General features: G+C 67.6%; 9 protein-coding genes. 6 read left to right on the forward strand and 3 right to left on the reverse strand.

Annotated features, from left to right (window positions below; all coding sequences use genetic code 11):
* The first annotated feature begins 89 nt into the window (after positions 1–89).
* The 4 genes from ACGFZ3_RS08405 (at position 90) to ACGFZ3_RS08420 (ending at position 4,661) form a co-directional block, all read left to right on the forward strand.
* Entirely contained in the window at positions 90–1,388 is a 1,299-nt protein-coding gene (locus ACGFZ3_RS08405) for a NupC/NupG family nucleoside CNT transporter (RefSeq protein WP_392919108.1), read from the forward strand.
* Between the two features lie 25 nt (positions 1,389–1,413).
* Positions 1,414–2,370 (forward strand): ribokinase, encoded by a 957-nt coding sequence (locus ACGFZ3_RS08410; protein ID WP_282247624.1) that lies wholly within the window; start codon positions 1,414–1,416, stop codon positions 2,368–2,370.
* Between the two features lie 433 nt (positions 2,371–2,803).
* On the forward strand, positions 2,804–3,796 hold the full coding sequence (gene dusB, locus ACGFZ3_RS08415) for a tRNA dihydrouridine synthase DusB (protein ID WP_093536202.1): 993 nt from the start codon (positions 2,804–2,806) through the stop codon (positions 3,794–3,796).
* Between the two features lie 40 nt (positions 3,797–3,836).
* A complete protein-coding gene (locus tag ACGFZ3_RS08420) occupies positions 3,837–4,661 on the forward strand; it encodes a methyltransferase domain-containing protein (protein WP_068849287.1) in 825 nt (274 codons plus the stop codon).
* 1 nt (position 4,662) lies between these two features.
* Here ACGFZ3_RS08420 and ACGFZ3_RS08425 read toward each other — a convergent pair whose 3' ends face one another.
* Together ACGFZ3_RS08425 and ACGFZ3_RS08430 are read right to left on the reverse strand one after the other, a co-directional pair.
* On the reverse strand, positions 4,663–5,691 hold the full coding sequence (locus tag ACGFZ3_RS08425) for a metal-dependent hydrolase (RefSeq protein ID WP_392919114.1): 1,029 nt from the start codon (positions 5,689–5,691) through the stop codon (positions 4,663–4,665).
* 250 nt (positions 5,692–5,941) lie between these two features.
* On the reverse strand, positions 5,942–6,703 hold the full coding sequence (locus ACGFZ3_RS08430) for a UDP-2,3-diacylglucosamine diphosphatase (RefSeq protein WP_392919117.1): 762 nt from the start codon (positions 6,701–6,703) through the stop codon (positions 5,942–5,944).
* A 453-nt stretch (positions 6,704–7,156) separates the two neighbouring features.
* On the opposite strand from ACGFZ3_RS08430, the gene metK reads away from it, so the two are divergent.
* Positions 7,157–8,368: a methionine adenosyltransferase gene (gene metK / locus ACGFZ3_RS08435; protein WP_392919119.1), complete on the forward strand. Its 1,212-nt coding sequence runs from the start codon at positions 7,157–7,159 to the stop codon at positions 8,366–8,368.
* Between the two features lie 71 nt (positions 8,369–8,439).
* Positions 8,440–8,943: an acyl-CoA thioesterase gene (locus ACGFZ3_RS08440; RefSeq protein ID WP_392919122.1), complete on the forward strand. Its 504-nt coding sequence runs from the start codon at positions 8,440–8,442 to the stop codon at positions 8,941–8,943.
* A gap of 135 nt (positions 8,944–9,078) precedes the next feature.
* Here ACGFZ3_RS08440 and ppc read toward each other — a convergent pair whose 3' ends face one another.
* On the reverse strand, positions 9,079–11,787 hold the full coding sequence (gene ppc, locus ACGFZ3_RS08445; RefSeq protein WP_392919125.1) for a phosphoenolpyruvate carboxylase: 2,709 nt from the start codon (positions 11,785–11,787) through the stop codon (positions 9,079–9,081).
* Positions 11,788–11,990 lie beyond the last annotated feature (203 nt).

An 11,990-nucleotide genomic window follows, 5' to 3' on the forward strand; every position in this document is an offset into this window, starting at 1 on the left:
CGGTCGGCCCCCGTACGCTGCTTTTCCTTGCTCCGCCCCGGCCGCTGCTCTAGGCTTCCCGTTTTTCGCGGCGCCCCAAGGGAAGTCACATGGTCGAAGGTTTGGGCAGGATTGGCTTCGGCCTGTTCGGGTTGGCAGTGCTGATCGGCATCGCCTGGCTGTTCTCGAACAACAAGCGGTCGGTCGACTGGCGGCTGGTGATCACCGGCATCACCCTGCAGATCGCCTTCGCTGCGGTGGTGCTGCTGATGCCCGGCGGGCGTGAAGCGTTCTCGTGGCTGGGCGACGGCTTCGTCAAGGTGCTCAGCTTCGTCAACGAAGGCTCGCGCTTCATTTTCGGCAGCCTGATGGACACCAACCAGTTCGGGTTCATCTTCGCCTTCCAGGTGCTGCCGACGATCATCTTCTTCTCGGCTTTGATGGGGGTCATGTACCACCTCAACGTGATGCAGCTGATCGTGCGCGGCATGGCCTGGGCGATCACCAAGGTGATGCGCGTGTCCGGCGCGGAAACCACCAGCGTCTGCGCCAGCGTGTTCATCGGCCAGACCGAAGCACCACTGACGGTGCGCCCCTACATCGCCAAGATGACCCAGTCCGAGCTGATCACCATGATGATCGGCGGCATGGCCCACATCGCCGGCGGCGTGCTGGCCGCCTACGTGGGCATGCTGGGCGGCAACGACCCGGTGCAGCAGGCCTTCTACGCCAAGCACCTGCTGGCCGCCAGCATCATGGCCGCCCCCGCCACCCTGGTGGTGGCCAAGCTGCTGGTGCCCGAAACCGGCACCCCGCTGACCCGTGGCACCGTCAAGATGGAAGTGGAGAAAACCTCCAGCAACATCATCGACGCCGCTGCCGCCGGTGCCGGCGACGGCCTCAAGCTGGCCCTCAACATCGGCGCCATGCTGCTGGCCTTCATCGCCCTGATCGCCCTGCTCAACGCCCCGCTGACCTGGTTCGGCGAAATCACCGGCCTGCAGGCCATGATCGGCCGCCCGACCGACCTCTCGACCATCTTCGGCTACCTGCTGGCCCCGATTGCCTGGGTGATCGGCACGCCGTGGGCCGATGCCACCACCGTCGGCTCGCTGATCGGCCAGAAAGTGGTCATCAACGAATTCGTCGCCTATTCCAAGCTCTCCGAGATCGTCAACGGCCAGGTCCCCGGCGTGTCGCTGTCGGCTGAAGGCCGCCTGATCGCCACCTACGCCCTGTGCGGTTTCGCCAATTTCAGCTCGATCGCCATCCAGATCGGTGGTATTGGTGGGCTGGCACCGGAGCGCCGCCACGACCTGGCCAAGTTCGGCCTGCGCGCGGTACTGGGCGGTACCATTGCCACCTTCATGACGGCGACCATCGCCGGCGTGCTGACGCATTTCAGCTGATATCCGTTCCCGAGAAACAGTCTTTATGAGTAGCAGTGTCGTCGTTGTCGGTTCCTTCAATGTGGATCATGTGTGGCGTTGCGAATCGCTCCCGGCCCCGGGTGCGACCATCGCCGGCCGCTACAGCACCGGCCCCGGCGGCAAAGGTTTCAACCAGGCCGTGGCCGCCCGCCGTGCCGGCGCCCCGACCACCTTCCTGTGCGCCTTGGGCGATGATGCCGGCGGCGCCATGGCCCGCGGCCTGGCCGAACAGGACGGCTTCGCCCTGAGCGCCGAGGCCAGCACCGAGCCCACCGGCACCGGCGGCATCTACGTCGACAGCCGCGGCCGCAACACCATCGTGATCGGCCCCGGTGCCAACGCCGCGCTCAGCACCGCCTACATCGAACAGCAGCGCGCGTTGCTGGCCGGGGCCAAGGTCGTGCTGGCCCAGCTCGAATCCCCCGTCGAAACCATCGAAGCGGCCCTGGCCATCGCCCGCGAAGCCGGTGCCACCACCGTCCTCAACGCCGCCCCGGCCGACGCTCCCTCCAGCATCGGCCTGCTCAAGCTCGCCGACGTGCTGACCCCCAACGAAACCGAATTCGCCGCCCTGCTCGGCCGCCATGTCGGCGAACGCGTCGACGCCGACGACGTTGCCGCCCTCGACGGCGCCAGCCTGCACGCCCTGTGCCGCAAGCTGGTCGGCAACGGCACCGTGGTGGTCACCCTCGGCGCCGTCGGCGTGTTCGTCTCGCACGCCGAAGAGAACCTGCGCGGCGACACCCAGCCCTACTACCGCGTAGGCGCCGAACAGGTGCAGGTGCTCGACACCACCGGCGCGGGCGACGCCTTCAACGGCGCCCTGGTCGCCTCCCTGGCCCAGGACCCGGACGCCGCCTTCGCCCGCCACGTCCGCTTCGCCAACCAGTTCGCCGGCCGCTCAACCGAAAAGGAAGGCGCCGCCGTCGCCATGCCGCATTACACGCCCGCGGACGTGTAACGCAGCACGACCAACGGTCGTGCTCTACCAGAACCGGCGCAAAGCGCCGGTTTTTTTCTGCCTCTGCATTTGACGTTCGTACCGTCACCGACAATGTCTCAAAGGCAGGTCGGGGTGGGTTTGCGGGGGTGTGAGCGGCATGGATGCCGCGACCAAGCCCCCATGGATGGGTTTACGGCGTCCCCCGCAAACCCACACTGACCTGCCAAGCCGTGGGACCAAGCAGAGCCGACGCCTTTGAAGTTGCTCTTGCTCTGGGTTTCAACGCAACATAACCGCCCAACATCACCCACCACTGGGGGCGCGGGAAGCAACCGTCAAGCATCTGCTCATGCCCGTACGGCATCAGGGCCTTCCGGATAGGCCTGAATGTGGGGCCGGATCGCCGGGGTCTGCTTGGTTGCCGGCCATCGGCCGGCACTACAATGCCGGCATGCAGATTGGTCCCTACAACATCCAGCCCAACGTGGTGCTCGCCCCCATGGCCGGCGTCACCGACAAACCGTTCCGGCTGCTGTGCAAGCGCCTGGGCGCCGGCCTGGCCGCGTCTGAAATGACCATCTCCGACCCCCGCTTCTGGACCACCCGCAAATCCATCCACCGCATGGACCATGCCGGCGAACCCGACCCCATCAGCGTCCAGATCGCCGGCACCGAACCCCAGCAGCTCGCCGACGCCGCCCGCTACAACGTCGACCACGGCGCCCAGATCATCGACATCAACATGGGCTGCCCCGCCAAGAAAGTCTGCAACGCCTGGGCCGGCTCCGCCCTGATGCGCGACGAAGACCTCGTCGCCCGCATCCTCAGCGCCGTCGTCGGCGCGGTCGATGTCCCGGTCACCCTCAAGATCCGCACCGGCTGGGACTGCGACCACCGCAACGGCCCCCGCATCGCCCACATCGCCGAAGACAGCGGCATCGCCGCCCTCGCCGTGCATGGCCGCACCCGCGACCAGCATTACACCGGCAGCGCCGAATACGAGACCATCGCCGCCATCAAGGCCGCCCTGCGCATCCCCGTGATCGCCAACGGCGACATCGACAGCCCGCAGAAGGCCGCCCACGTACTCGCCCAGACCGGCGTCGACGCCGTCATGATCGGCCGCGCGGCACAGGGCCGACCGTGGATTTTCCGCGAAGTCGCCCATTACCTTGCCACCGGCACCCTGCTGCCGCCGCCCAGCCTGCACGAAGTACGCGACATCCTGCTCGGCCACCTGCATGCCCTGCACGATTTCTACGGCGAACCCCAGGGTGTGCGCATCGCCCGCAAGCACCTGGGCTGGTATGCCAAGGACCGCCCCGAGAATGCCGCCTTCCGCGCCGTGGTCAACCGCGCCGAAGACGCCGCAGGCCAGATCGCCCTGACCACCGACTACTTCACCGCACTGGCCGCCGGCGAACCGCTGTCTTCCGCCGCCTGATCCCCCCATCGCCGGGCCTGCCCCGCGCCACGTGACCGCCATGACCCCGATTGCCGCCCCCACCTACCTGCACGGCTTCTCCAGCACCGAACAGCACCGCCTGGTCACCCAGGCCCGCCTGCTGGAATCGTCCATCTTCAACAACATCGACTACAGCGGCGCCCAGCGCCTGCTCGAAGTCGGCAGCGGCGTTGGCGCCCAGACCGAGATCCTGCTGCGCCGCTTCCCCGAACTGCACGTCACCGGCGTGGACCTCAGCGAAACGCAGCTGGCCACCGCCCGCCAGAACCTCGAGAAAACACCGTGGTGCAGCGAGCGCTACACCCTGCTGCAGGCCGACGCAGGCAACCTGCCGTTCGGCGCGCGCGAGTTCGATTCCGCGTTCCTGTGCTGGGTGCTCGAACACGTGCCCTCGCCCGCCCGCGTGCTCAACGAAGTGCGCCGTGTGCTGGTGCCCGGCTCGCCTGTCTACGTCACCGAAGTGATGAACGCCTCGTTCCTGCTCGACCCGTACTCGCCGCACATCTGGCGCTACTGGATGGCCTTCAACGACTTCCAGTACGACCACGGCGGCGACCCGTTCGTCGGCGCCAAGCTCGGCAACCTGCTGCTGGCCGGCGGCTTCCGCGACGTGCACACCGAGATCAAGACCATCCACCTGGACAACCGCGAACCGGCCCGGCGCAAGACCATGATCGCCTTCTGGGAACAGCTGCTGCTGTCGGCCGCCGACCCGCTGCTGGAAGCCGGCCTGGTCGACCAGGAAACCGTGGACGGCATGCGCCGCGAGTTCAGCCTGGTGCAGAACGACCCGAACGCCGTGTTCTTCTTCTCGTTCGTGCAGGCCCGCGCCACGGTGTATTGAATCAGGGCGCGTTCCAGATCCGCTCCCACATCACCGCGAACCGGCGCTTGACCCGCGCCCTGCCCTGCTCGCCTTCGTAGGCCGGGCGCAGCTGCTCCGGCGGGATCGCCACCCAGCGGTCCCCCTCCGCGCGAGCCACCGCGAAGGTGAAGGTGTAATCCGGTTCCAGCCCCATGCGCAGATCACTCAACTGCAGCTGGCCATCGACCACCTGCGCGCGCATGAAGCCCCGGTTGAACCAGTTCAACCGCGCAACGGCGGGAAGGTGCGCGGCCTGGCGCAGCGCCTGCACGTTTGAGGGATAGCCACGGAACGTCATCGGCCCACGGTCGGCCACCAGCGAACGCTCGCCAATCACATAGCCGCTGGGCGTCATCGCCACCACCTGCCACAGCAGCGTGTTGAACGGCGTGGCGACCGAGAACCGCGGCGCATCGCCCAGCCCCATCGCCGCCAGCGCACGGTCGGCTTCGCGGTCGACCTGGTGCTTGGCCACCAGCGACCAGCCCAGGTACCCGGTGCTCAGCACCAGCCCCGCCAGCAGCGCCTTCTGCGCCAGCGGGCGGCTGCGCGCGAACCATGCCACCGCGCAGCCCAGCAGCAGCCACACCGTGTACAGCGGGTCGATGATGAAGACGCTGGACCACATCGTCGGCGGCGGAGTGAACGGCCACCACAGCTGGGTGCCGTACACCGTGAACGCATCGAGCAATGGATGGGTGATCAGCGCCAGCAGGATCGCCCAGAACCAGCGCGCCGGCGCCTGCGCCACGCGGCCGTGGCCGAAGCGCTTGAAACCCCACCAGATCAACAGCGCCACCCAGGGCAGCACCAGCAGCGAGTGGCTGTAGCTGCGGTGTTCGGTCATCAGCGCGACCGGATCGGTGGCGGTGAAGGCCAGCAGCAGGGCATCCAGGTCCGGCAGGGTGCCCAGCGCGGCGCCGGCAAGCAGCGCGGCGCGGCGGTGGCCGGCAGGGGCGATGGCGGCGGCGACGGCGCCGCCCAAGACTATCTGGCTTAGGGAATCCATTTGGGGATGTTACGGGACGTCCAGTGGGTTACGTGCACAGGGGCGTGGCTTTGACACGCATGGCTCGGTTACGTGCGCAGGATGATGGCTTTGACAAGCATGGCGTGTCACTACGATCCTTGGTCGCTTGGGTTTGGGGTCGAATGTTGGGGGTGGGTGCACCCGTTGTGGGGACGCATGTTGGGCGTGGGCTGCAACGTCGCGTGATGGTGGGCTGCACGCGTAGGGACACGCAATGCGTGTCTGGGTGTCAGGCGGCGGCCGACTGTCTGGGCGCGACCAGTCGGACCTGGGTGTGGCCGTGGTGGTCCAACAGGCGCAGGCTTCCGTCGGGGTCTTCGGCCAGCGCGGTCAGGCTTTCGACCCAGTCGCCGTCGTTGGCGTAGACCAGGCCGTCGCGTTCGACCAAAGCGGCGCGATGGATGTGCCCGCACACGATGCCGTCCAGGCCACGTTGGCGCACATCGGCCAGGCCGGCCTGCACGAAGCGTTCGATGTAGCGCTCGGCGGCACCACTGCGTTGCTTCAGGAATGCCGACAGCGACCAGTAGCGCATTCCCAGCCGCCGCCGTGCGGCGTTGAGCAGCCGGTTGCCGGTGAGGATGCGGTAGTACAGCCAGTCGCCGAAGCGTTCCTGCAGCCCACCGAAGTGGGTGGCGCCGTCGTAGTCGTCGCCATGCACCACCAGCAGCCGGCGGCCATCGGCGGTGGTGTGGATGGCGCGGCGGCGCACCTGCATCGCCGGCAGCATCAACCCGCACAGCTGGCGCAGCGACGCATCGTGGTTGCCGGGGATGTAGACGATCTCGGTGCCGGCCCGGCGCAGCGCATGCAGCGCGTGGATCACATCGCTGTGGGCCGCCTGCCAGCTGGCCCGTCGATGGGCCAGCCACCACAGGTCGATGATGTCGCCGACCAGGTACAGCCGCTGGCAGCGCAGCCGGCCCAGGAACCCCGCCAGTTCGGCGGCGTGGCAATGCTGCGAGCCCAGATGCACGTCGGAGAGGAACACCGTGCGCCGCCTGGGGGCCGGCCCCCCGGCCGGGGATGACCGGCCTGCTGCCTCCCGATCATGCGCTGCCAGGCCAGCCGACCCGGCCCGTCGGCTGACCGCGACCCGATCCATCCCGTGATACCCCGGACGCTGCTCGATGGCGTGCATGGCGCGTGCTCCTTCCCGGCGGCTGAATGGCCGGGAGCCTGCGCCTGCGACACGGCAGCGGCGTGACCGTTTCGGGGCAGACCGATGACGGCGGCCGGCAGGACCCCGCCCTGCGCGCCCCGTTGTCACGCTGGTGGAACACTGGGCCACGACGCTGGGCCCCAATCACGCTCCGGCGGCCCCTGCCGGTGGGCACGCCGGCTTAACCACGGGCAACCCCCGCTGAGCCACAATGCAATGGCGCGACTTGCCGTGTATCATGCGCGCCCATCTTTCCATCCGAATCAAAGGATATTACGCCTGATGTCCAGCTACCTGTTCACCTCCGAATCGGTCTCCGAAGGCCATCCGGACAAGATTGCCGACCAGATCTCCGATGCGGTGCTGGACGCGATCCTTGCCCAGGACCAGCGCGCCCGCGTGGCCTGCGAAACGATGGTCAAGACCGGTGTGGCGATCGTGGCCGGTGAAATCACCACCTCCGCCTGGATCGACCTGGAAGCGTTGACCCGCAAGGTGATCCTGGACATCGGCTATGACAGCTCCGACGTCGGCTTCGACGGCGCCACCTGTGGCGTGCTGAACCTGATCGGCAAGCAGTCGCCGCACATCGCCCAGGGCGTGGACCGCAAGAAGCCCGAAGAAATGGGTGCCGGCGACCAGGGCCTGATGTTCGGCTATGCCACCAACGAAACCGACAGCTACATGCCGGCCGCGATCCACCTGTCGCACCGCCTGGTCGAGCAGCAGGCCAAGATCCGCAAGAAGAAGAACTCGCCGCTGTCGTGGCTGCGCCCGGATGCCAAGAGCCAGGTCACCCTGCGCTATGAAAACGGCGCCGTGGCGGCCATCGATGCAGTGGTGCTGTCGACCCAGCATGCCCCGGGCATCAAGCAGAAGGACCTGATCGAGGCCGTCCGCGAAGAGATCATCAAGCCGGTGCTGCCGGCCAAGTGGCTGCACAAGGGCACCAAGTTCCACATCAACCCGACCGGCAAGTTCGAGATCGGCGGCCCGGTGGGCGACTGCGGCCTGACCGGCCGCAAGATCATCGTCGACACCTACGGCGGCTGGGCCCGTCACGGTGGTGGCGCGTTCTCGGGCAAGGATCCGTCCAAGGTTGACCGTTCGGCGGCTTACGCGGCCCGTTACGTGGCCAAGAACGTCGTGGCGGCCGGCCTGGCCGACCGTTGCGAAGTGCAGGTCTCCTACGCCATCGGCGTGGCCGAGCCGACCTCGATTTCGGTCACCACCTTCGGTACCGGCAAGATCAGCGATGACAAGATCGAAAAGCTGATCCGCAAGCACTTCGACCTGCGCCCGTACGGCATCATCAAGATGCTGGACCTGATCCACCCGATGTACCAGCAGACGGCGGCCTACGGTCACTTCGGCCGCAAGCCGAAGGACTTCAGCTACCTCAACGCTGCCGGTGACACGGTCAACGCCACGGCCTTCTCCTGGGAGAAGACCGACCGCGCCGCCGCCCTGCGCGCCGATGCGAAGCTGAAATAAGGGCCAACCGCCCGCGCAGCATGTGAAACCGACGGCCCGCGAACGCGGGCCGTCGTCGTTACAATCCCTGCATGCCTTCCGACATCAAATCCCACCAGCTGACCATGACCGTGCTGATGTCGCCGGAGATGGCCAATTTCTCCGGCAAGGTCAATGGCGGGGCGATCCTGCGCCTGCTCGACCAGGTCGCCTACGCGTGTGCCAGCCGCTATGCCGGCCGCTATGTGGTGACCCTGTCGGTGGACCAGGTGACGTTCCGCGAGCCGATCGCGGTCGGTGAGCTGGTCACCTTCCTGGCCTCGGTGAACTACACCGGCACCTCGTCGATGGAAGTCGGGGTGAAAGTGGTCGCCGAGGACATCCTCAAGCGCAGCGTGCGGCACGCCAACAGCTGCTTCTTCACCATGGTGGCGGTCGATGACGACGGCAAGCCGACCCCGGTTCCGGCGCTGCAGCTGGAATCGAGCGACCAGCGCCGCCGCCATGCCGCCGCGTTGCTGCGCCGGCAGCTGCGCGCGGAGATGGAGCAGCGCCAGCGCGAGTTGCTGGCATCCAATCCGCCGTCGCCGGAATAAGCGTCACGACCAACGGTCGTGACCTGCCGTTGTGGCACGTCGGTCGAGGTTGTCATGACCAATGGTCGTGACCCCATCTCGCAGGGCGATCCGGGTCGTGCCCGGGTAGGTATCGACCGTTGGTCGATATGTGCCTCACCCCGTGTTCTGGACGCCCTGGGAGACGCCGTTCACGCACGCCACCAGGGCGCGCAGCACCTCGTCATCCTCGCCACCGCTTTCGCGCCAGCGGCGCAGCAGGTCCACCTGCAGCACGCTGATCGGATCGATGTACGGATTGCGCAGGCGGATCGACAGCGCCAGGCGCTGGTCGTGCTGCAACAGCTCGTCCTGGCCGGTGATCTCCAGGATCAGTTTGCCGGTCAGCGCCAGCTCACGCTGGATCTGCGGGAAAAACATGGCGTGCAGCGGGCCGGCCAGCCGGGAGAACTGCTCGGCGATGGTGATGTCGCCCTTGGACAGCACCATCGCGATGTCGTCCAGGAAGGTGCTGAAGAACGGCCAGTCGCGCGCCATCGCCTGCAGCGTGGTCCCATGCCCGGCATTGATCGCCGCCTGCAGGCCACTGCCCACCCCATACCAGCCGGGAATCACCGCGCGCGCCTGGCTCCAGGCGAACACCCACGGAATCGCGCGCAGGTTGGTCAACGCGGCGTCCTGCCCGAGCCGCCGTGACGGCCGCGAACCCAGCGTCATCCGCTCGATCACATCGATCGGGGTGGCCTGGCGGAAGTACTGCATGAAATCGCGCTGGCCAACGAACGCCCGATAGGCTTCCGCGCTCTTCCCGGCCACGAGGTCCATCACCGGGCGCCACTGCGCCTCGCGCGGTTCCGGTGCCCGCGGCCGCAGGCTGGAGCGCAGCACCGCGCCGGTGGACTGCTCCAGCGAACGCAGCGCCAGCGCGCGGATGCCGTACTTGCGATGGATCACCTCACCCTGTTCGGTCACGCGCAGGCGGCCATCAATGCTGCCGCGTGGCGAGGCGTCCACCGCATCAGTGGTCTTGCCGCCACCGCGGCTGATCGAGCCGCCGCGGCCGTGGAAAAAGGTCAATCGGATGCCGCTTTCGGCGGCCACTTCCAGCAGCTCCACCTGGGCGCGCTGCAGGCCCCAGCGCGACGCGGCGATGCCACCATCCTTGCCGCTGTCCGAATAGCCCAACATCACCATCTGCACGTCATCGCGCGCGGCCAGGTGCGCGCGGTACACGGGGTCGGCCAGCAGGTCGCGCAACGTGTCGGTGCCGCGTTGCAGGTCGTCCACGGTTTCAAACAGCGGGGCGATATCCAGCGGCACCGCCCCGGCCTCGTCCACCAGCCCGCCACGCCGTGCCAGCGCCAGCACCGCGAGTACATCGCTGCGGTCGTGGGCCATGGAAATGATGTAGCTGCCCAGGGCATCAGCGCCGTGGCGGCGGCGGGCATCGGCCAGCGCGGCGAACACCGCATCAAGGCGCTGGCCGCCGGCCTCCGTGCTGGCCGGCAGTGCCTGCTCGCCACTCGCGAACGGCGCCAACCGCTGCGCGCGCGCAATCGCGTCGGCCGCGTCCCAGGCGTCCTGTCCATCCAGCACGCTGGCCAGCGCACGCCCGTGCACGCTCGATTCCTGGCGCACGTCCAGGCGCGCCAGGTGGAAACCGAACGTGCGCACCCGCCAGAGCAGCCGGCGCACCGCGAAGCCACCGGCGTGGTCGCCCTTGTTGGCATGCAGGCTGTCGAGGATCAGCGAGATGTCGTCCTCCAGTTCCCGTGGCGAGGCGTAGGCGCCCTCGGCGTCCTCCAGCGTGGCCTGCACGCGCGCGCGCATGCGGTCGTTGAGCAGGCGGTACGGCATGTCGGCATGCCGCGGGCGTGAGACCACCGTGGGCAGCAGCTGCTGGTAATGCGCCACCCGGGCCTGCAGTGCGTCGCTGACCGCCACCCGCTCGGTGGACTGGCTGAGCAGGCTTGCCAGCTGCAGCAGGTCCTTCTGGTAGCGTCCCAGCACCGCCTGGCGCTGCGCGTCGAGCGTGCTGCGGATGGTGCCGGCATCCACGTTCGGGTTGCCGTCCATGTCGCCGCCCACCCAGGTGCCGAAGCGCAGCAGCCGGGGCAGCGGCACGCTGTCGCCATAGGTATCGAGCAGTGCCTGCTGCAGCGACTCGTACAGCACCGGGATCACCCGGTACAGCACCTGCACCAGGTAAAAGCCCACGTGTTCGCGCTCATCGTCCACGGTGGGGCGCACCGGTGAGGAATCGGTGGTCTGCCAGGACGCGGTGAGCGCCATGCGGAAACGCGCCGCATCGGCCGCAGCTTCGCACGGGGTGCGCTGGCCGTCGAGGTTGTCGACCAGGCTGGCCACCATCAGCTGTTCTTTTTCCAGCAGGGCGCGGCGCACCGCTTCGGTCGGGTGCGCGGTGAACACCGGCTCGATGTCGATGCGCGGCAGCCAGCTGGCCAGCTCATCCAGGGTGACGCCCTGCGCTTTGAGCTGCTGAAGTGCGTCCTGCAGGCCATCGGGCTGCGGCGCGGTGCCGGCGCGCTGGTAATCCCGGCGTCGACGGATGCGGTGCACCCGCTCGGCGATGTTGACCACCTGGAAGTAGGTGCTGAACGCACGCACCATCGCTTCGGCGCGTTCGGGCGGCAGCCCGGTCAGCGCATCATTGAGATCTGACAGCGGCGCATCGCTTTCACGGCGCGCGATGGCGCGGGTGCGCACCTGTTCCACATCATCGAAGAACTGCGTGGAGACCTGCTCGGCAAGCAGGTCGCCGACCAGTGCGCCGAGTCGGCGCACATCGTCACGCAGGGGAATGTCGGGGGTGGCAAAGACGATGCTGCTGCGGTACTCGTTCATCTGCGACGCACTGGCCTCGGGAACGGAATCCAGTCAAGCCTAACGCAGATCGCGCGGTGATCGACGCCGCACAGATAGTTTCAATTGCATGTGTTGGTGACGTAGTGCCACGCCCTGCGTGGCAACCGCGCGCCAGCGCGGCTCAAGCATCCGACGCCGCGCGGCATTCGTCCCCGGTATCCCTCCGGCGTTTGGAAAACGCC

Origin of the sequence: Stenotrophomonas sp. NPDC047960 (assembly GCF_043204395.1) — a bacterium.
GTDB lineage: Bacteria > Pseudomonadota > Gammaproteobacteria > Xanthomonadales > Xanthomonadaceae > Stenotrophomonas.